General features: G+C 34.9%; 25 protein-coding genes. 14 read left to right on the top strand and 11 right to left on the bottom strand.

Annotated elements, in window-relative coordinates:
- Positions 1-25: 25 nt before the first annotated feature.
- From J7E44_RS10440 to J7E44_RS10430, 3 genes are all read right to left on the bottom strand, one after another.
- On the bottom strand, positions 26-472 hold the full coding sequence (locus J7E44_RS10440; RefSeq protein ID WP_214829067.1) for a lipocalin-like domain-containing protein: 447 nt from the start codon (positions 470-472) through the stop codon (positions 26-28).
- A 43-nt stretch (positions 473-515) separates the two neighbouring features.
- Entirely contained in the window at positions 516-1,577 is a 1,062-nt protein-coding gene (locus J7E44_RS10435; RefSeq protein ID WP_214829065.1) for an NAD(P)H-dependent flavin oxidoreductase, read from the bottom strand.
- A 194-nt stretch (positions 1,578-1,771) separates the two neighbouring features.
- Positions 1,772-2,647 (bottom strand): aldo/keto reductase, encoded by an 876-nt coding sequence (locus J7E44_RS10430; protein ID WP_214829063.1) that lies wholly within the window; start codon positions 2,645-2,647, stop codon positions 1,772-1,774.
- A gap of 125 nt (positions 2,648-2,772) precedes the next feature.
- On the opposite strand from J7E44_RS10430, the gene J7E44_RS10425 reads away from it, so the two are divergent.
- Together J7E44_RS10425 and J7E44_RS10420 are read left to right on the top strand one after the other, a co-directional pair.
- A complete protein-coding gene (locus J7E44_RS10425) occupies positions 2,773-3,207 on the top strand; it encodes a GNAT family N-acetyltransferase (RefSeq protein WP_214829061.1) in 435 nt (144 codons plus the stop codon).
- The gene (locus J7E44_RS10420) at positions 3,208-3,684 is read left to right on the top strand and encodes a GNAT family N-acetyltransferase (protein WP_214829059.1); all 477 of its coding nucleotides are present in this window, start codon (positions 3,208-3,210) and stop codon (positions 3,682-3,684) included.
- Here J7E44_RS10420 and J7E44_RS10415 read toward each other — a convergent pair.
- Complete coding sequence (locus J7E44_RS10415) at positions 3,661-4,557, bottom strand: LysR family transcriptional regulator (protein ID WP_214829057.1); 897 nt, start codon at positions 4,555-4,557, stop codon at positions 3,661-3,663. The genes J7E44_RS10420 and J7E44_RS10415 overlap by 24 nt on opposite strands.
- 119 nt (positions 4,558-4,676) lie before the next feature.
- Between J7E44_RS10415 and J7E44_RS10410 the strand changes: the two genes are divergently transcribed.
- Positions 4,677-5,261 carry a Crp/Fnr family transcriptional regulator gene (locus J7E44_RS10410; RefSeq protein ID WP_214829055.1) on the top strand — a complete coding sequence of 195 codons (585 nt, stop codon included), beginning with the start codon at positions 4,677-4,679 and terminating at the stop codon, positions 5,259-5,261.
- Between the two features lie 15 nt (positions 5,262-5,276).
- On the opposite strand, the gene J7E44_RS10405 is transcribed toward J7E44_RS10410, so the two are convergent.
- Positions 5,277-6,023 carry a metallophosphoesterase family protein gene (locus J7E44_RS10405; protein ID WP_214829053.1) on the bottom strand — a complete coding sequence of 249 codons (747 nt, stop codon included), beginning with the start codon at positions 6,021-6,023 and terminating at the stop codon, positions 5,277-5,279.
- Positions 6,024-6,215: 192 nt separating this feature from the next.
- On the opposite strand from J7E44_RS10405, the gene J7E44_RS10400 reads away from it, so the two are divergent.
- From J7E44_RS10400 to J7E44_RS10365, 8 genes are all read left to right on the top strand, one after another.
- On the top strand, positions 6,216-6,830 hold the full coding sequence (locus tag J7E44_RS10400) for an NAD(P)H-dependent oxidoreductase (RefSeq protein WP_214829051.1): 615 nt from the start codon (positions 6,216-6,218) through the stop codon (positions 6,828-6,830).
- Positions 6,830-7,714 carry an NAD-dependent epimerase/dehydratase family protein gene (locus J7E44_RS10395; protein WP_214829049.1) on the top strand — a complete coding sequence of 295 codons (885 nt, stop codon included), beginning with the start codon at positions 6,830-6,832 and terminating at the stop codon, positions 7,712-7,714. The genes J7E44_RS10400 and J7E44_RS10395 overlap by 1 nt, the downstream gene beginning before the upstream one ends.
- 10 nt (positions 7,715-7,724) lie before the next feature.
- Positions 7,725-8,012, top strand: a complete 288-nt coding sequence (locus J7E44_RS10390; protein WP_214829047.1) for a putative quinol monooxygenase — start codon at positions 7,725-7,727, stop codon at positions 8,010-8,012.
- Positions 8,013-8,092: 80 nt separating this feature from the next.
- Positions 8,093-8,767, top strand: a complete 675-nt coding sequence (locus tag J7E44_RS10385; RefSeq protein ID WP_251040543.1) for a type 1 glutamine amidotransferase domain-containing protein — start codon at positions 8,093-8,095, stop codon at positions 8,765-8,767.
- A gap of 24 nt (positions 8,768-8,791) precedes the next feature.
- Positions 8,792-9,775 (top strand): aldo/keto reductase, encoded by a 984-nt coding sequence (locus J7E44_RS10380; RefSeq protein ID WP_214829043.1) that lies wholly within the window; start codon positions 8,792-8,794, stop codon positions 9,773-9,775.
- Between the two features lie 84 nt (positions 9,776-9,859).
- A complete protein-coding gene (locus tag J7E44_RS10375; RefSeq protein ID WP_214829041.1) occupies positions 9,860-10,831 on the top strand; it encodes a cyclase family protein in 972 nt (323 codons plus the stop codon).
- 57 nt (positions 10,832-10,888) lie between these two features.
- Positions 10,889-11,413: a PPC domain-containing DNA-binding protein gene (locus J7E44_RS10370; protein WP_214829039.1), complete on the top strand. Its 525-nt coding sequence runs from the start codon at positions 10,889-10,891 to the stop codon at positions 11,411-11,413.
- A gap of 28 nt (positions 11,414-11,441) precedes the next feature.
- On the top strand, positions 11,442-11,933 hold the full coding sequence (locus tag J7E44_RS10365) for a VOC family protein (protein WP_214829037.1): 492 nt from the start codon (positions 11,442-11,444) through the stop codon (positions 11,931-11,933).
- A gap of 78 nt (positions 11,934-12,011) precedes the next feature.
- Here the strand turns inward: J7E44_RS10365 and J7E44_RS10360 are convergent, their stop codons facing one another.
- The 5 genes from J7E44_RS10360 to J7E44_RS10340 form a co-directional block, all read right to left on the bottom strand.
- Positions 12,012-13,556 (bottom strand): RagB/SusD family nutrient uptake outer membrane protein, encoded by a 1,545-nt coding sequence (locus J7E44_RS10360; protein ID WP_251040542.1) that lies wholly within the window; start codon positions 13,554-13,556, stop codon positions 12,012-12,014.
- Between the two features lie 10 nt (positions 13,557-13,566).
- The gene (locus tag J7E44_RS10355) at positions 13,567-16,467 is read right to left on the bottom strand and encodes a SusC/RagA family TonB-linked outer membrane protein (protein WP_214829027.1); all 2,901 of its coding nucleotides are present in this window, start codon (positions 16,465-16,467) and stop codon (positions 13,567-13,569) included.
- Between the two features lie 398 nt (positions 16,468-16,865).
- Positions 16,866-17,309 carry a carboxymuconolactone decarboxylase family protein gene (locus tag J7E44_RS10350; RefSeq protein ID WP_214829025.1) on the bottom strand — a complete coding sequence of 148 codons (444 nt, stop codon included), beginning with the start codon at positions 17,307-17,309 and terminating at the stop codon, positions 16,866-16,868.
- A gap of 4 nt (positions 17,310-17,313) precedes the next feature.
- Positions 17,314-17,745 carry a DoxX family membrane protein gene (locus J7E44_RS10345; protein ID WP_251040541.1) on the bottom strand — a complete coding sequence of 144 codons (432 nt, stop codon included), beginning with the start codon at positions 17,743-17,745 and terminating at the stop codon, positions 17,314-17,316.
- A 63-nt stretch (positions 17,746-17,808) separates the two neighbouring features.
- Entirely contained in the window at positions 17,809-18,381 is a 573-nt protein-coding gene (locus J7E44_RS10340; protein WP_214829021.1) for a Crp/Fnr family transcriptional regulator, read from the bottom strand.
- A 66-nt stretch (positions 18,382-18,447) separates the two neighbouring features.
- On the opposite strand from J7E44_RS10340, the gene J7E44_RS10335 reads away from it, so the two are divergent.
- Positions 18,448-18,813, top strand: a complete 366-nt coding sequence (locus tag J7E44_RS10335; RefSeq protein ID WP_214829019.1) for a DUF1304 domain-containing protein — start codon at positions 18,448-18,450, stop codon at positions 18,811-18,813.
- A 159-nt stretch (positions 18,814-18,972) separates the two neighbouring features.
- Here J7E44_RS10335 and J7E44_RS10330 read toward each other — a convergent pair whose 3' ends face one another.
- Positions 18,973-19,353, bottom strand: coding sequence for a winged helix-turn-helix transcriptional regulator (locus J7E44_RS10330; protein ID WP_214829017.1), 381 nt, complete (start codon positions 19,351-19,353; stop codon positions 18,973-18,975).
- Positions 19,354-19,445: 92 nt separating this feature from the next.
- Here J7E44_RS10330 and J7E44_RS10325 point away from each other — a divergent pair, with 92 nt between their 5' ends.
- Complete coding sequence (locus J7E44_RS10325; RefSeq protein ID WP_214829015.1) at positions 19,446-20,435, top strand: NADP-dependent oxidoreductase; 990 nt, start codon at positions 19,446-19,448, stop codon at positions 20,433-20,435.
- Between the two features lie 3 nt (positions 20,436-20,438).
- Positions 20,439-20,909 (top strand): cupin domain-containing protein, encoded by a 471-nt coding sequence (locus tag J7E44_RS10320; protein WP_214829013.1) that lies wholly within the window; start codon positions 20,439-20,441, stop codon positions 20,907-20,909.
- Positions 20,910-20,958 lie beyond the last annotated feature (49 nt).

The raw sequence follows: 20,958 nt of genomic DNA, 5'->3' as shown, positions 1-20,958 counted from the left end.
TTCAGATTTGAAAGGAGTTTTTGTTTTAATCTATTCTCTTAAAAAATCTTGTGATAACATCATTGATTCCATCATTATCAAAATCCTCAAGTCTATCTTCCATCACCATGTCTGTCTGTGTCAACTGAGTAATATAGTAAGGATAATCCTGCTCTCCTTCATACCAAAACTTCTTATTAGCCGTATTAAAAGTATAATTTCTGGTTACTACATCAGTTTGGATACAATTATTACCTTGTGGGGCAAAGGTTATAGAGGTCATGTTTGTTGACTTAAACTCATGGGTACTTTTTTTCTTACATTCAGTTGAAGTCATGGTTTGTGTTTGTTGATTTTTAGATTTAAACACTTCAACTTTTTCAATATACCATTTTCCGATTATCGATGCATCATTTGAAGTATTAAAATCCTCACTATCACTCGCACAGGCTGCCATTGAAAATAAAGCGAATGGTAAAAATATTTTTTTCATATATACTCTCCTTTAAAGCCTGCAAAAATAAAACAATTTCTTCTTATATTTCCTTGACTTCGAGAATAAGATTTTTTAAGATATCAACTGTTGAAAGTTCACTGTAATTGTGGATTGACTGGCCTAACCAAATGTTTACAAAATCTGTATTGCACATTGTTTTGGCCACTTTACGCAACTCATTGGTCAATTTATTCTGATAAGGATAAGGTAAAACATATTCTGAATTATCTAATGTTTCAATAAATTTATTCTTAATTCCTCTTGCATAGCGACCTGAAAAACTTTTGGTTAAAACAATGTCTCTTTCGTTTACAGCTTTTAGCTTTTCTTTCTCAAATAGCCGCAAGGCACTTTCCTGGGAAGCCAATAAAATACTGCCTACCTGAAATCCCTTTGCACCGAGCTCTTTTGCAGCATATAATGTTCTTGCATTATAAAGACCTCCAGCATAAATGAGTGGAATAGCAACATGATCGTATACCTGTGACAATAAAGACAAGCCACCAATTTGTGGTACGTCCTCAGCATCAAAGGTCCCTCTATGACCTCCTGCTTCAATTCCCTGTACACAAATAATATCTATTCCTGATTTCTCCAATAACAGAGCCTCTTCTACTGATGTACAGGTTCCAATAAGCAGTACTCCATTTTCTTTTAGCTTTTGAATACTCTCACCATCCAGATTTCCAAAAGTAAAACTTAGGATCTTACAGCCTTCATCAATAATCACATCGATTTGCTCATGATAGCTATTTATTTTAATATTTTCAAGATCCGGAAGATTAACTTCTAAATGGCTTTCTTTTGCCAGCTGCTCGATAAAGAGCTTGGTTTTTATAAATTTCTGTTGCAGATCATTCGTTATTTCAGGAATATAGTGGGCAAAAATGTTAACCGCAAAAGGCTGATCTGTTAATTTCTTTGTTTCCTGAATTAGTTTAGCAGATTGATCAGCAGATAAATCTGCCAAAGCAAGAGTTCCCAGACAACCGATATTCATTGAAGCGGCAACCATTTCCGGTGTACTTACTCCAAACATAGGAGCCTGAATAATAGGGTATTTTATACTTAGTTTTTCAGCAATTATAGTAGGCCATTCCATTGAATATTTTTATTTAAAATTACCTAAATATATTTGAATCCTTAAAGGAAGGAGATCATAATTACCTTAACCTGCCAAATTTCATCTTATTTATTTCTGGTTAATCCTATCTTATCTCGATAGACAATTTTAAGTCCCATTATTGTAACTGAATCTTCACATTCAATTAAAAACGATGACTATAATTTTTAAAATTAAATATCAGCCACAGATTTCAGCATTTTTTGTTCCCATTCAGGATCTTTCGGATCAAAGAACAATCTCTTCCCTGTATCTAAAGATCGTACTACATTCATTTCTTCTTCCGTTAATTCAAAATCGAAAACGTTAAAGTTCTCTTCAATTCTGGATGGAGTTACAGACTTTGGAATGATCACAAATCCTTCCTGTAAATGCCATCTTAAAATCACCTGAGCAACCGTTTTGTGGTATTTTTCAGCAATCGATTTCAATGATGTATTTTGTAAAAGTTCTGCATTTCCATTCCCTAAAGGACTCCAGGGTTGAGTCACAATATTATTTTCGCGATCGTAAACCTGCATTTCTTTTTGCTGGAAAATTGGATGTAATTCAATCTGATTGATCACAGGAAGAACGGTGGAATTTGCTTTTAATTCGTCCAATTTTTCAGCAGTAAAATTACAAACCCCAATAGCTTTGATTTTTCCTTCTTTATATAATTCCTCCAGTGCTTTCCATGCTCCTAAGAAATCTCCATATGGCCAATGAATAAGATACATATCCAGATAATCTAATTGCAGTCTGTCCAATGTTCTTTGAAATGCTGCTTTAGCTTTTTCATATCCGTGATCCTGTACCCAAAGTTTTGAGGTGATAAAGAGATCATCCCTATTTACACCACTATTTTTCACAGCACTTCCTACTGCTTTTTCATTAAGGTAAATAGATGCCGTATCAATCATCCTATATCCTGTATGAATTGCTTTTATCACTGCATCTTCACAAACTTTTAAATCATCAATCTGCCAAACACCAAATCCTAATACCGGTATATCAACTCCGTTGTTCAAAGTAACAACTGGCTGCCCGATGTACGTTTTTTTCTGCATAATTCTTTATTTTAATTTTAATGTAAAGGTTAAACAAATTTGCAACAAAAAATTGAAATTTTGCTCCATACATCGCGCCTTTATGAAATTTTTAATTTGTTTATTTTTGTGTGAAATTATAAATTATGTCTTATCACATTGTAAAAGCGGGGAAAAAAGATTATCCTAGAATCATGGAAATTTGGACATCTTCAGTGAAGGCGACGCATGATTTTCTTAGTGAAAAGGACTTTGATTATTTTAAAGAAGTAATCCCAAAAGATTATCTTCCCCGATTGGATGTTTATCTGATAACGGAAAATAATGAAACTAAAGGATTTGCATCTGTAGCCGAAGATACCTTAGAAATGCTATTCATTCATGACGATTTTCGTGGAAAAGGTTATGGAAAAAAGCTTTATCAATTTATGAAAGACCAAATAGGATTCTCTAAGCTGGACGTCAATGAACAGAACCCACAAGCGATCGGTTTTTATGAAAAAATGGGGTTTAACAAGGTGGGGAGGTCTGAAAAAGACGGTTCAGGTAAAGACTACCCCATCACTCATATGGGTTTATAAATGAGTGATTTTATATTCTATAAAGTTGATCAGGAATCAGATATTCCTTATGAACTGTTATTGCTTGCTGATGAAACAAGAGAAGCTATTGATCAATATATTTTCAAATCTGATATTTATATATTACATGATAACCTCAGGGATATCGCTGTTATGGCTTTATATAAAAACAATGATGCTGAATTAGAAATCAAAAATATGGCCGTCATCAGTGACTTTCGCAGTCAGGGTATTGGTACTTTTTTAATTGATAGAGCAAAAGAAATAGCTAAGCAAAACCACTTTTCATCACTCTTGGTGGGCACCTCAGATACGGGTTTCCAACAGATCAGATTTTACGAGAAAAATGATTTTGTTAAAAAAGAAATACGCAAAGATTTCTTTATTGAAAACTACTCTACCCCTATTTTTGAAAATGGAATTCAGATGCGGGATATGATCGTTTTAGAATTTTTAATTCATCACTTCTCTGAATAATTTTTTAATATGACCTATCTCTGACTGGTAGCTGGTTTTTTTACGGCATCCGAAGTATAATGTATTTTCTAACATCTTATCTCCTTCCCAGATCAATTGAATATCACCGTTTTCAATTTCATTTTTACATAAAAAATCAGGAACTACGGCTAATCCTGTTCCTCCTTTCAGACAGCGAATAATAGAATTAAGATTGGGAACGATATAATTAGGGCGAAAATTCGGTTTATGTCCAAAATTTAAGATCCAGAATTGAAACAGATGCTCCATATCACCAGTTGTTCCATACCATTTCTCCTGTTTAAGCCAGTCTTCGATCTTCGTAAAATCCTTCGTCTTTAATACTTTTTTAAAGCTCTCCACATCTACATCTTTGCCCCCTACCAAAATAATCTGCTCCGATGAAAAAGCTTCATGCTCAATATTTATAGAAGATCCTTTTTTAGGGGTAATAATAAGGTCTAAAATCCCTTTATCCAGCTGATCGATCATTTCAGGATATTGCCCAAAGCTGATAATCAAATTAAAAGGCAGTGAAGAAACATACTGCTCTAAAGTGGTTTGAAAAGTCTCAAAACACATTCCTACACTTATTGTTGGGGTATGTTTTTCAGTAGATTTCTGAAAATTCTTCTCTACATTTTCAAGTTTCTGAAGAGGCTCGAAAACCGCATTGTAAAGAACTTTCCCTCTTTCTGTGGGCATCATTTTACGTCCTGTACGGTCAAATAATTTATATCCTACATAGGCTTCCAGAGAACTTAAATGTAAACTTACCCCAGGCTGAGAAATAAATAAACTTTCTGCGGCCCCGGTCAAAGTACCAGTCTTATAGATCTCTTTAAAGGTGCGATACCATTCTAAATTAACCATATTAAAGTATTTAAATTATAATGCGAAATTACAAAATAATTAGAATACTAATAGATAGATGATACCTATGCTTCGAATTAACAATTATAATATCTTTGTATAAAGGCTATTCTTATACAATGAAAGATGACATTCACACATTTCACAAGTTTCTAAATTCCATCAGAGAAATTTCTAAAGAAGACTTTGATCTTATCTATCATTATACTGAGATCAGAGAAATCAAATCAGGAGAGATTCTGCTGCATGAAGGTAAAATTGCAAAGGAACTTTTCTTTGTGGCAGATGGCATTTTAAAAATTGTTTCTACCAATGAAAAAGGAAATGAAGTCATCCAATTTTTTATTAAAGAAAATAAGTTTTGTACAATCTTATATAGTTTCACAGAAGAGGTTATTTCCAGGGAGGAAATTATTGCTGCCACTCCCGTGAGAGTACTTGTTTTTCCAAAGAAAAAATTAAATGAATTGTTTGAAAAGCTTCCTTATTTTAAAAATATGCTGGAAAGCATTACGCAGCAAACCCTACTGGAGAAAATAAAGGTACGAAACCGTTTAATGGGTGAAGAAGCATCCATAAGATATCATAAATTCATTTCTGAGTACCCCGATCTTATGCTTAGACTTCCATTAAGTGATGTTGCATCCTATTTGGGAATCACCCAACAATCTCTTAGCCGGATCAGAAAGAATATCAATTTTTAGATTTTGTTTCCTTTTTTATTGAGATAATAAAACGTTCCCATTTCTTAGAAAAAAAGCATAATAATCTGGAATCTCACTGGCTTCAATTTTTTGAATAACCTCATTTATAGGATATTCCAGCTGAATAATTTCAGGATTTATTTTTTCTTCATCTAAGGTAAGAATCAGATAAGAGGCTAATCGATTCTCTTCTTTCGAGCGACCTACAGAACCGCTATTAATTGCCCATTTACCTTCCATCTGTTTTTTAAAGGATAAGTGGGTATGCCCCATTACAAGAACATCAGACTGAGAAGCATTCAGCATTTCCATAAAAACTTCATCATTTTCAGATTCATACAAGTAGGTATCATTGCTCTGTAAACTCGAGTGCACCAATTGAATGTTCCAATATTTCTTTCCTATTTTGTAGTTTAGTTTTAAATGAAAAGGAAGCTCTGCCAGAAATGATTTATTTTCATCTGTAATGTATTTTTTAGAATGATCAATAGCTGAAAATCTGGCTATGGTTTCTTCTTGAGAATGCTTATTTAAAGGAACAACAGGAAGATCAAAAGCAATCCTTTCGTCATGATTTCCCAGTATACATGGAATATTTTTTTCTTTAATGAGCTCAATCACTTCATTTCCCCATGGAGCAAAGTCTACCAAATCACCCAAACAGAATTTCTGTGTAATTCCTCTTTCATTAATATCATTCAATACGACTTCCAGAGCGGGAAGATTTCCGTGGACATCACTAAAGATAGCTATCTGTATCATACTTCATTCAATTTGCTAAACAAAATTACTGGAGAAATACCGTAATAAGATTAAAGGACAATATGATATTCACCCATAATTCTTTAAATTTAATATATCATTATTCTGATACTAAACTATAATTTATACTATTTTTATCATAGAACGACAGGAACTAACTTTGCACTATCAATTTTAAACAATCATAAAACAATGAAAAAAGTATTAATAATTAATGGTGGTCAAAACTTTGGACATTCTGGAGGAAAATATAATAAAACAATCGCTGACAACACATTAGAAGCTTTAAAATATTTTGAAAATGTAGAAGTTAAGGTAACTAATGTTGCAGAAGGTTATGACAATAATGAAGAGGTTCAGAAATTCGTGTGGGCAGATTATATTATTTACCATACTCCGATCTGGTGGTTTCAGCTTCCTAATGGATTTAAAAAATACATCGATGATGTTTTTACTGCAGGTCATGCCAAAGGTATTTATCTGAGTGATGGCAGAACAGCAGAGAATCCTGAGATCAATTATGGAACCGGAGGAATGCTTGGCGGAAGAAAATATATGGTAACAACAAGTTGGAATGCGCCTGAAACTGCATTTACATTACCCGGAGAATTCTTCAGCGAAACAAGTGTAGATGATGGACCATTATTTGGGTTTCATAGAATGAATGCCTTTGTTTCTTTACAAAAAATGGATAGTTTCCACTTCCATGATGTAGAAAAGAACGCTAATATAGAACGTGATATGAAACTTTACCAAAGTCATATTAAAAATGTTTTTGAAAAAGAACTAAAACCACAATACGTGTAATGAAAAAGGTACTGATCACAGGAATTACAGGCTATATTGGTGGAACAATTGCCAAGAAGCTACAAGAAAAAAGCTATCATGTAATTGGCTTAGTTCGTAACAACGCACAAGTAAAAGAACTGGAATCATTAGGAATCGAATCCATTATAGGAAATATACATGATGAATCGGTTTTAAAATCTGCTATTGCGAATGCTGATGCCATTATCCACAACGCAGATTCTGCAGATGATGCTTATGCAGTGGACAGTATCATCAATGCTTTGGAAGGAAGTGGTAAGACCTTAATTTTCACCTCAGGTTCGGCAATTCTCGGCGGAAAGGAAAATGGAGAAAAAAGCGATTTTGTCTTCACTGAAGATATTCCTTTAAATCCCAGGCTGGAAATGGCTTCAAGAGTTCTTATTAATGATTATGTTTTACGATCTGCTCAAAAAAACATCCGAAGTATTGTTATTGTACCCACAATGGTATATGGTACAGGCTTAGGTCTAAAAAAAGACAGCATCCAGATTCCGGCCTTAACTCAATTTTCAAAAGAAAAAGGATTTGGCATTTATTTCGGAAAAGGAGAGAATATATGGTCAAACGTACATATTGAAGATCTGTCAGATTTATATGTACTAGCTTTAAAAAATGCAAAGGCGGGTTCTATTTACTATGCAGAGAACGGTTCATCAACCATAAAAAACATTGCTGAGAACATCAGTAGAAAACATAATCTAAACCCGGCACAATCTTTAAACGTACAGGAAGCAGTCAATAAATTTGGTCCTGCAGGAGGATATTTTGGTTTTGCTTCTAACAGTTTATGTAGTGCTGATAAAGCAAAAACAGAATTGGGTTGGAATCCACAATATTCTTCAATAGAAAACTTTATTTAATTAAATTATTATGAAAATATATCTTACAGCAATTATAAAAGCAAAAGAAGAACATCAGGCAGAAGTATTGGAAGTTCTTCAAAATATGGTAAAAGAAACCCGTAAAGAAGAGTCCTGCGAGCTCTACAGTTTACATCAGGGAATAGAGGATAAGAATGAATTTGTATTCTACGAAATATGGAAAGATGCTGCAGGACTTCAACAGCACAATCAGCAACCCTATATCCAGGCTTTTGGAGCTCTGATTGATGAAAAGTTGCAGGAAATTCCTCAAATTTATAAAACCAACATTTTGTAATCATGAAAAAACTTGCGTTTCTGGTACTTAGCCTATTCATGATAGGATTAATCAATTCACAAACAAAAAAATCAATTAAAATGAAAAAGAAAATTTTATTCGTTGTGACAAGTCATGACAAAAAAGGAGATACCGGAGAAAATACCGGATATTATTTAGGAGAAGTTTCTCATCCTTGGGAAGTTCTTCACCATGCAGGATATGATATCGATTTTGTAAGTCCTAAGGGAGGAACTCCTCCAGTTGATGGATTTGATCTTAAAGATCCTGTAAATAAGGAGTTCTGGGAAAATAAAGAATACAAAAACAAAATTGACCATTCTCTTACTCCTTCTCAGGTAAAACCAAACGAATATTCAGCTATTTTTTATGCTGGCGGTCATGGTGCTATGTGGGATTTTGCAGACAATACGGAACTCGCTTCCATTGCTTCGAAAATTTATGAGAACGGCGGAATTGTAGCAGGAGTATGCCACGGTCCGGCTGGTTTGGTAAATATCAAGTTGAATGATGGTAAATACCTTGTTGATGGTAAAAAGATCAACGCTTTTACCAATGAGGAAGAAGCTGAAGTAAAATTAACGAACGTTGTTCCTTTCCTTCTGGAAGAACAGTTAAAAGCAAGAGGCGCAAAATTCGAAAAATCAGGGCTTTGGCAGACGCATGTTGTAACAGATCAAAGAGTCATTACCGGGCAAAATCCGCAATCTGCAAAAGCTGTTGGTGAAGCTATTTTAAAAGAATTAAACAAATAAATTTCAAAAATTTTAAGACAACAAATGGAATATAGAAAATTAGGTAATACTGATCTTGAATTATCAGTCATTACTCACGGTGCTTTTGCCATCGGTGGAAATATGTGGGGTGGAAATGAAAAACAAGATTCTATAAACTCTATCCATGCTTCTTTGGATAACGGAGTAACCTCTATTGATACTGCCCCATTTTACGGTTTTGGATTAAGTGAAGAAATGATCGGGGAAGCCATTAAAGGAAAAGACCGTTCAAAAATTCAGTTATTAACTAAATTTGGTTTGGTATGGGATGGAAGTAATAATGGAAAAGGAGAGTTCTTTTTTAATGCCGAAGAAGCTGGTAAAACACTTCCGGTATATAAATTTGCTTCTAAAGAAAACATAATCAAAGAAGTTGAAGAAAGTTTAAAACGTTTGGGAACAGATTATATTGATCTTCTACAATTGCACTGGCCAGATAACTCTACGCCTATCAGCGAAACAATGGAAGCTTTAGAGCTTTTGATCCAACAGGGAAAAATCCGTACTGCGGGAGTTAGTAACTACCTTGTGGAACAAATGGAAGAGGCTTCCAAAACAATTCAACTGGCAAGCAATCAGGTTTCATACAGTATGCTGAACAGGGCTATAGAAAAAGATATTGTACCTTATTCTTTGGAAAACAATACTGGAATTATTGTTTACAGTCCAATGGAGAGAGGTTTATTAACCGGTAAATATTTTAAAAAGGCTCAGCTAAAAGCTGATGATCACCGTAATGGGTATTTTGCCCAGTTTGATCTTGAAAAAGTAAAAACCTTCTTAGAAACTCTGGAAGTTATGGCAGAGGAAAAAAATGCCAGCGTTTCTCAATTGGTATTACGTTGGACAAGCTTACAGCCTGCTATAAGTGTTGTATTAGCCGGAGCCCGTAATGCTCAGCAAGCTATTGAAAATGCACAGGCAATGTCTGTTGATCTTTCTCAGAAAGAATTGAATACCATCAATTCAGCATTAAATAAAATATAATATAGAAACTTCTGTCAACAGGTTCTTTTCTCAGAAAATGTTGGCAGAGTTTTTCTTTCTTCTCAATCACTCAATTTACAGAAAATGAAAAATAATCTGATCACAATGTTCGGGTTGGCAGCTTTATTGGCTTTTAATACAATATCCATTAAAGCTCAAAACCAATATATCAACCCTGAAGATCAATCATGGTATCCATCTTCATATGGTGCTCATGACGAAATAGGAGCAGCTAATCTTTTAACTCCTGATGTGGTAAAAGGAGCTATTACATTGGTAAAACAAGGTAAAACATTACCACTAGCTGTTGCTATTGATAAAAACCTTCCTGCTTTCCGCCATAGAAGTTTTAATTTGTACAATATCCAACCCGGGGAACAGGGTGGCCAAAGTATTGGCACCAATAAATTCACATTCAATGATGAATTGGTCAATGGCTGGACTGGTGTCGGAACACAGCTTAATGGAATTGGACATATCGGAATCAACAATACCTATTACAACGGAAATAAAGCTGCTGATTTTGTAACCGTAGAGGGCGTGAAAAAATTAGGTATTGAAAAAGTCCCTCCATTTGTAACCCGCGGGGTTGTACTGGATATGACCTCTTATTACGGAAAATCCATTGTTCCCGGAGGAACAGAATTTACAGCATCCGATATTAAAGCAGTATTAAAAAAACAGGGAATTAGCCTTAGAAAAGGGGACGTTGTCCTTTTTAATACAGGATGGCTTGAACTCATTGGTAAGGACAGCAAACAGTTTTTAGAAGTTGAACCAGGCATCGGCATGGAAGCCGCAAAATGGCTTGCCGATCAGGGTATTGTTGCTTTTGGAGGTGATACGTGGGCTTCTGAGGTTTATCCAAACCCAAAAAGTAAGGAAGAGTTTCCAATCAATCAATTTATGCTGGCTAAAAAAGGAATTTACAATCTGGAATTAATTGACAGCCGTCCGTTGGTAAAAGAAAAGATATGGGAATTTATGTTTGTTTTAGGACAGCCTCTTTATAAAGGATCTACTCAGGTTAACATCAATCCTGTCGCTATTTATTAAACTTTCAGTAATAATGTGTAATTTAACATAATCATTATTGAGCTTAAATTAATGAAAATGAAGATTTTAATCCAAAAATTTCGCCTTGTAGCATTACTGTTTTTTGTCACCGTACATATATTTGCTCAACAGGTCTCTAAGACAGAGATTCCACGTTACAATAAAACCCAAACCGGATATATCATGGTATTGCGTGAAGGCGATAATGTAATTGCAGAAATTGAAAAACTGGCAGTCAATGAAAAAATTCCATTTGCCAATTTCTCAGGAATTGGTTTTGCAAGTGAAGTCACTTTTGGATTCTACGATTTTAATAAGAAAAAATTCAATCCTAAAACTTTCAACCGTGTAGAAATGGGCAACCTAACCGGTTCAGTCGCTTGGAACGAAAAAGGACCTTCCATACATATTCATGGCATCGCAACAGATGAAAAATTTGATGCATATGGCGGTCATATTTTGTCATTAAAAGTAGGAACAGGTTCTATGGAAATTTATATTACATTGAATGACAAAAAATTGCAACGTAAAATTGAACAGCCTTTAAACGCAAATGTTCTACAACTGAATCAAGAGCCATAACACTTATATAATCACAAAATTTCAAACAATGGAAAAATCATCAAATCAAGGTTTTACCCGAGCTAATCATGTTGGTATTACCGTTAAAAATTTAGAGAAATCAATTGCTTTTTATGAAGCCTTAACGGGAACAAAAGTTTCCAATATCGATGAAATAGGAGGTGAAAGAATGGCAAAAACACAAGGATTAAAAGACACCCGTATCAAATATGCCAATCTGCATCTTGACAACCTCAATATAGATATCCTGGAGTATGTCATTCCAGAATCTGAACAAGCTTCCTATAAAAATGATCAGATCAGTGCTATGCATTTATGTTTTGAAGTTGATGATATCGATGCAGCAGTTCAAAGGCTAAAGGAAATAGGTATAGAGCCTCAGGGAGAACCTATTGTATTTCAGGAAGAAGATGGTTTAAAATCCGGATTTGGTACCGCTGTCGCTTATTTTCAGGATCCGGATGGAACCAATCTGGAAATCATTGCACCACAGGGACCTTTTAAAAGAAAAAATCACTGAAAATTTTTATAAACCTTTTACAAGCAAAAGAGCTTCTCAATATTGAGAAGCTCTTTTGTAATGATTACAATTTTCATTTTACCATTCCGGGTTTTGCTGACCGGCAAGAAGTGGATTAACACTTGTGGTCATTAATGGTATAGGCCACAGAAATCTTTTATCCGTATAAGGAATACTGTTTGTTAGATTTCCAGTATATGGAATTCCTATTGTATAACTTGAAGCTGAAGGAAATCCATTTGGCACTTTTGCCGGAATTCCATAGGTAGGTGCAATATCATCATTGATCAATCTATGTATATCTGCCCAACGAACCCCCTCACAGCTCAATTCTATTCTTCTTTCTAACAGAATAGCTTTTATCATACCTTCTTTATTAGAAAAAGATGAGCTGGTGTAGGCTTCTGTATTGGGGGTTTCTAATGCTCTGTTTCTAACTTCATTAAGAAGTAACAACGCACTTGTCATATTATTTAATCTTGCATGAGCCTCGGCTGCTGCTAATTTCATTTCGGAGAATCTAACAATTGGTGATGCATCAGAAAATGTTGTTATATCTTTATATTTCCTGGTAAATCTGGACCCGGAGACAACATCTGTAACCGATCGTCTTTTATCATCTTTCAGCCACAAAGGATTATTCCATAAAATAGGACTGATGGCTATTAAAGAACGACCACTAAATTGCGAAGCTAATGCTCCGTTGACTCCCGGGTTATTATTTGCTGTGTTAATGATAGAAAAAATAGACTCTGTATTGGTCAGGTTGTTATTAAATACTGTAAGAGGGTTGGATTCTAAAGTATACATAGAGGTTAATTTATTATATTCTTCTATTACCTTACTCCAGTTTCTCATATTCAAATAAGCTCTTATTTTAATAGCAATTGCAGCTCCTTTGGTTATTTTGCCTATTTTATTTATTCCCTGTCTTTGAGCATTACCAGGAAGACCATTTTCTGCAAAGTTCAAATCTTCAAAAAGCTTCTCATATCCCTCTGCCACAGTACCTCTACCTACCTGCATTGCCTGCTCTATAGTAGCTTCAGTATCTACCCCAATTGTTCTGTAGGGCACTCCCATGGAAGATCCATTGTCTAAATGATAGGGTCTTGAAAAATGCTTCAGAAGTTCCAAATGAGCCAAAGCTCTAAAAAATAAAACCTCTCCCTTATATATTTTTCCCTGATCCTCAGAAATTACTTTATTGTTCACGGCTCTATTAATCCCCTCATTAACAAGATTAGCTCTGTTAATAAGTCGGTAGGCATCACTCCAATAATATGCATTATTGGCAGTAGTAGGATCATAATTAGACTCATAAGTCAATTGATAGAATGCTTGTGTATTCACTACATCTTCTCCCCGTACCTCATTTTGCTGAAAATAAGCTGCGCCAAAAACATAGCCTCTTGCACTGTTCGATAATGGAGTACTGCTATAATATCCAATTTGTGCTGCATTATAAACTCCATTTACCGCCAACTGAACCAATTCAGGAGAAGTAAATGCCAATTCAGGATTTGGATTATTAAAAGATGTAGTATCTAAAATATCCTGTTGGCATGAGCTGAATACCAATCCTACAAAAACTAATAGTATATATTTTTTTAATTTATTCATCATAATATTTTTAAAGGGTAACATTTAATCCAACTGAAAAAACTCGCTGTCTTGGGATTCCATTAAAATCCAAACCATTAACCTGCATTTCCGGATCTGCACCTGAATATTTAGTAATAATGAATGCATTTTGTGCCTGGATATAAAGTCGCATTTTTTGGATATTAATTTTATTCAAAAATTCTCGTTCTAAACTATAACCTAAAGTGAGGTTATCGAATTTTATAAAGTCTCCCTTTTCTATAAACCTACTATTGGAAACCGATGGCCCGTTTACTCCCGGATCATTACCCGCCATCAGCCTTGGAGTCCATCCATCACCAGGATTTTCCGGGCTCTGCCATCTTCCCATAATTTCTGTAGAATTATTAACAAGATTCTGACTCAGCATTTCTCTTCTTGTAATGTTCATAATATAGTTTCCACCACTAAACCTCATCAGAGTGCCCAAGTCGAAATTATGATACTTCACTGATAAATTGAAAGCTCCAAAATATTTTGGGATTGTATTTCCTAATAATTGATTCTCCGGAGCTTTTCCACTCTGAGAGACATTGCTCGGATCATCCTGATTAAAAACATTATATAATCTTGTATTTAAATTATATTGTACCAAAGAACCATCCAACCTGTAATAAACAGGATTACCATTAGCCGAATTTACCCCCCAGTATTTTATTCCATACAACTGGTTCATAGAATAACCTTCCTTATGTACTCTGTAAAAACGGTCGAAATTTCCCCAATCCACATTTCCAGGGAAAATATCTGCCCCTTTATACAATTGTGTGATTTTATTATTAATCAATGAGATGTTACCGCCAATATTTAATTCAAAATTGTCTTTTTTAATAGGGGTATAGTTCACTGTCAGTTCCCAACCTTTATTCTTCGCTACCCCAATATTTGAGCTGTATTGATTGTCTGGGATTCCTAAAGAAGGATCAACAGGAACCTGCTGAATCATTTCATCAATATTATTTACAAAATAGTCTAAAGTAACTTTAAGCTTATTACCTAAAAAGCTCATATCCACACCATAATCCAACTTCTCACTTCGCTCCCATCTCAATGAGTTAACTCCCATCTGGAAATAGCCTAATCCATTAGAATCTCCATACCTAGCTGGTCCATATAAAGACATATATGGATAATTTCCAATACTACTATTACCTACTCTACCATAAGAAGCACGAACCTTTAGCTCATTGACAATATTTTTGGCTTTTTCAAAAAAGCTCTCATTACTCACATTCCATCCTAACGAAGCTCCTGGGAAATACCCTACTCTACCCTCTTTAGGAAGAGAAGACAAATCATCCCTTCGTATTACTCCCTGGAAAAAATATCTTTTTCCAAAATCATAATTAAATCTTGCCAGATAGGATATCAATGCAAATTCTGTTTTTCCTCCCCCTGAAACCGGGGTTCCATAAGAACCTGAAATTACATTCGTATTAAAATAAGAATCACCCAAATCTATTCCACCTCCAAAAAAGGAGTTCTGATTTTCTTTCTGATATTCATTCACCAATGTAATTCCAATTTTATGCTCTCCAAAACTTTTGTTAAAGTTTAATATATTTTGAATATTATACCTTTCCATGGTTGTATTGCTGTTTTGGATCCGCCCATTGCTACCCCGCCCATCTCCATGAAATGCATTCCAGTACATTAATCCCTCATTCTGAGATCGATCTATGCTCATCTGAAGCTTATAGGTAAGAGATGGTAATATTTTTATTTCTCCATAAACATCTCCCAGCACCCGTAGTACTTTGGACTGCAATCTATTGGTATTAAGAACATACATAATATTTGGAAGATTATTTGCAATATGCTCCGTGTTTTGCCCTCGCCCTGTAATTGTATTGGTGCCTACAACATCAATATTATATCCAAATGGACCATCTGCTCTATATATAGAAGTATTCGGTAATTGTCTTACAGCATTAGCCATCGCTCCTGAGAGAGAATTGACCCCCGAATTAAGGGATTGATATTCTGTTCTCGTTACTCCCAGATTAGCACCCATTTTCAGCCAGTTGGTCACTTCCTGATTTACATTAAAACGGGCTGTAAACCTTTCCATGCCATTACTCAAAATAATTCCATCCTGTTTAGTATAGCCTACAGATCCAAAATACGAACCCTTACCCAAACCTCCCTGAAGAGATATATTATGGTCTGTTTGAGTTGCTGTTCTTAAAACCGCTTTTTGCCAGTTTGTATTATATTCTGTTCCAAAGGCCCAAGGTGCTCTCCCTGCATTTGTTCTTTTTTCATTAGAAATCGTCAGAAAATCTGGTGTCTGAAGAAGATCAAACTGTTTAACAACCTGGGCAAGTCCTGTATAGGTATTGTAATCTAACTGAAATTTACCTTTTTTACCCTTCTTTGTCGTAATGATCATTACTCCATTGGCAGCCCTGGAACCATAAACAGCAGCGGCAGCTCCATCTTTTAAAATTTCTATACTCTCTATGTCCGAAGGGTTAATATCTCCCAAGGCATTGCTTGGAGCATATCCTCCCGTATCACCTGTGAAAATTGGCATCCCGTCTACTACAACCAAAGGATAAGTTCCTGAATTAATGGAATTTATTCCTCTAATATTGATAGCAGGAGGTGCTCCTACCATACCTGAACTGGTTGTTACATTGACCCCTGCTGCTCTTCCAGCCAGCTGAGATTCAAAACTAGCAGTGACCAGGCCTGCCATATCTTCAGCTTTTACCTGTGACATTGCTGCTGTTACCTCGCTTTTCTTCTGTGTTCCATAACCCACCACCACTACCTCTTCTATTTTTTTTTCTTTAGTGACTGTATCTTTCTTTGTACTCTGGGCATAAGCAGACTGTCCGATAAAAAAGAGGACCGCAGTACTTAGCAAATGTTTTTTTATATCCATATTAACAAAAATTTAAAAAGTGAGTTGTTTTCCCAAAAGTATGTTAACAGATATTAATCCTCCATGAACTGAAAGTGATTTATTTACTAGGCAGGAATGTCAATTCATCAATTTTTTTTCACAAAAAATATATTCAATTACTATTTTAATCACAAACATTAAAAAAACGTCTAAATAATAAATATTTTAACAATATGCTTATTTTAATTAATTCTAAATAATCAAATATTTGAAGGATAAAAAAAAGATTATTCCATATTTCAAATACTGAGAAAAAAGAGGATAGGATTGACAAGAAGAGTATAAATTATTAAATTATCTGGATGATTTAGGTAATAATAACAAGAAGAGCTTTTCATATGAAAAGCTCTTCTTGTTAAAAAAACAATTTAAAAAAATTATTTCATGATCGGCAAATGTGTGCTTATCGCAATTCTGTTCCATGCATTAATCGTTACAATAGCCATAATGATTTGTGAAATCTGAGTTTCATCAAAAAATGATTTTGCCTTCTGATAAGTCTCTTCTGTTAAACCTTTATGACTAATTAAAGTAATCTCTTCTGTCATCATAAGCAAGACCTGTTCTTCTTCTGTAAATAATTCTAAAGCTTCTCGCCATGCATTTAAAAGATATATTCTTTGTGGAGTTTCTCCATACTTCATGGCATCCTTTGTATGCATATCCAAACAAAATGCACATCCATTGATCTGTGAAGCTCTGATTTTAATTAATTCCTTTTGAATAGGGTTTAAAGAAATAGTCTGAAGATATCCCTCTAATCCCATCATTGCTTTGTAAGCTGCTGCATCTGTTTTTGCGATGTTCACTCTTGTACTCATAATATTATATTTTTTTGGTTAATTGATCTAAACTAAATGAAAACTCTTGTTGGCTTGCCAGTAAAAATGCAGCGGCACTTCCTACCCAAACTGAATAATCTAAAGGTGCTTTTACCCCTAAAGCTATACTCATGGATAATGCAAAAATCAACAACAAAAATCCTGCGCCATAAGCTGCTATTTTGGTTTTGTATCCTACAAGCAATAACAGTGGAATAGCAATTTCAAAGAATGTGGCTGTATAAGCTGAAAACTGACTTAAACTTTCGGGTAGAAAAAAGGTTAGTTTTCTGGTGTATTCCTCAAAATTCGCCCAGTTTCCCCAAGCTGAATTTCTACCCCAGAATCCGAATCGGTCTGCCACTGCGGAAAGCATTGTTATGGCAATCGCCACTCTTAAAAATAACTGCGAAAATTGAACTTTTTGATTAGTCATTGTATTAGCTTTTAATAACATGACAAAATTCGGACTTTTAATTCTTAATAATCTTAAACTGGTTTAAGAACGTAATTTCGCTCTTATTTCACTTAGATATTCTGGTGTAAAACCTAAAAAAGAAGCAATTAAATATTGTGGAATCCGCTGAATAAACCATGGATACTGTGTACTGAAATGAATATAAAGATCCTCTCTTGTCATTTCATATAAATAACGGATCCTTCTTTCCGAAGCGGCATAAGCTCTCTGATAGATCATCCTGAAATAACGTTCCATAACCGGATGCTTTTGCAATAACAGTTCCTGGGTTTCAAGATCGATAACTAAAATCGTTGACCGCTCTACTGCCTGTATCGTAAACTCAGTTTTGATTTGCCTTTCATAGGCAAAAGTATCTGTCATCCACCAGTTTTCAACAGCAAACTCAGTCGTATGTTCTACTCCTTTTTCATTCACAAAAAACTTTCTGAGACATCCGTTTAAAACAAAGTACATGGATTTACAGACTTCACCCTCAAGAAGTAGATTCTGTTTCTTTTTAACTTCCATTACCTGGAAAAAAGACAATACAGAAACATAATCCGCATCATTGATGGTAATAAATTTATCCAGATGTGTTTTAAAAGTATCCATTTTGAAATTTAGTAATCAAACTTAACTTTATTTTTTTAGTTTTACAATGACAAAAAACAATTAATCATGGAAATCGTTGCAAAAATTTTGATCGGATTAGTAGCATTAGAACATATTTATATTCTCTGGATGGAAATGTTTGCCTGGGAAACAAAAGGTAAAGAAGTTTTCAAAGCTGCGTTACCAGCGGAAATGTTCAAGCCAACTAAAGGGCTGGCAGCCAATCAAGGTCTTTATAATGGTTTTCTGGCTGCAGGATTAACATGGACTTTCTTTATCAAGGACGCAGAATGGCAAACTAATATCGCTTTATTTTTCTTGAGCTGTGTTGCTATAGCCGGAATTTACGGAGCTATTTCTGCAACAAAAAGAATATTCTTTGTTCAGGCTTTACCCGCTATTTTAGCAATCATCGCGGTACTTTTAAAATAACATTTATTTTCCCCGCAGATTTTACAGATGGCGTAGATGCTAACGTTAAAAAATCTGTATGATCTGTTAAAATCTGTGGGACATTATAATCTATCTCATGTAAAGCCCAGAAGGGCTTCAGCTTTTGAATGTTTTAATTTTTAAATCTTTCAATCACCTTTACCCACCCATCGATTCTTTAATCTTTTCCCGATGGTGAATTCCCCAATTAACCAGAGTTTCTGTAACCGGAAGCACCGACTTTCCATACTCGGTTACTGCATAAGTTACCGTAATTGGTTTGGTATCCTGAATCGTACGGGTGATCAGCAAATTGATTTCCAGCTCTTTTAGTTCCTTACTCAACATTTTTGCAGAAATTCCATCAATCCCTCTCTGGAGTTTTTTAAAATGAATCAGCTGATCAGTTCGGTTGGTCAGATAACGTAAGATCATCAGCTTCCACTTTCCTCCTAAAACATCCAGACTATCGCGCATTGCGAATAATTCTTCGGTACATGTGGCTTCACGTTCTACCCCGTTTTCTATAATTTTTGACATAATAGTATCCTTAAAGTTACTAGTTACCAATAGTTAACTAGTAGCAAATATAAACTATTCTGGTTTTACATTTGTCCTATAAAATTGTTATAATGAAAACAGTCATACTTAATAAAGATTTCAAACTAGAAGATGGTTATATAGAAAAACCGTACCCTAAAAATAATGAAGTTTTAATTCAAATAAAAGCCAGTGGATTTAATCCCATTGACTATCAGATGATTGAAAATGAGCTTGAACGCAAGCTTGTCAGTTCTCCTGTTTTAGGCCGTGAACTCTCAGGAATTATCATTGGTAAAGGAAGTGATGTTTCCCAATTTGAAATTGGAGACGAAATATTTTGTGGCAGCGGCTCCATGGGTAGTAATGGTTCTTATGCAGAATATATTACAGTTCCAGCGGCTATTGTTGCATTAAAACCTAAAAACATTTCTTTTGAACAGGCAGCAGCTATTCCATCGGTAGGAATGACTGCATTACAAACTTTTAATCGTATGTCATTAAAGTCTACCGATACTGTTTTGATCACTGGAGCTACCGGAGGAGTCGGATCCTTTTTGATCAAACTATTACTCGCTAACAGTTACAACAATATAGTGGCAACGGTAGGATCAGAGGACAACAGAAAGTTATTGCTTGAAATGGGGTTAAAAAATAATCAGATCATTAATTATAAAGAAGACCGGCTGGTAGAAAATTTAATTAAAGCAAATGATAATCTGTCTTTTGATATCGGAGTCGATCTCGTAGGTAATTATATGTCCGAGGTGACCGCCGAAGTACTGAAAATCCATGGAATGTATATAGATGTGACTGCGCTAATCAGTAAAGATGCCAAAGAAATACTATTTAATAAAGGAAACATAATCATGAACATCTCGAATTATACCTTTAGCATGACGAAGAATTATGATTATTATAAAAATAGTTTAACCAAGATTTCTAACCTTATCGAGGAAGGAATAATCGTTCCGCCAAAATATAAAGTGATTGGAAATCTTTCTTTAGAAACCGTTCTTCAAGCTCATCAAATGCTGAAAAACAACCTTACTCAAGGAAACAAATTAATTATGTCCCATTAGATTATGAATAAAATACCAAGACGCGTTGTAACAGGGATTCAAAACGGAAAATCAACTATTGTTGAAGACAAGGAAGCAGAAAATGCAGTAGAGCATTTACCCGGACTCCTTATTTCAGATATCTGGAATACTCAGAAAGCTCCTGCAAGCCTGGATTTTGAAGTTCCAATTCCCAATACAGGATTTCCTCAAACTCCCAAAAACGGAACGTACTTCCGATATGTGGTCATTCCGCCTGATAAAGACCTTGGAGTTGAGTTTAAAGCCGGTGAACTTCATCCTATGATGCATCAGACTCAAACCTTAGATTACATTGTTATTCTTTCAGGTGAACTGCATTTAATCATGGAGGAAGGTGAAACACTTCTTAAAGCAGGAGACATTGTGATACAAAGGGGAACGAACCATGCCTGGAGTAACCGTTCTGATCAACCTTGTATTCAGCTGGCAATTTTAATGGATGGAGAAGTGTGATTAAAAGATGGATTTATCTCAGCTTTTTAATCTGCGAGAGATTATTAAT

The sequence above is a fragment of the Chryseobacterium sp. ISL-6 genome (assembly GCF_018613715.1).
GTDB lineage: Bacteria > Bacteroidota > Bacteroidia > Flavobacteriales > Weeksellaceae > Chryseobacterium > Chryseobacterium paludis.
This window is presented reverse-complemented; position numbering and strand designations above follow the sequence as displayed.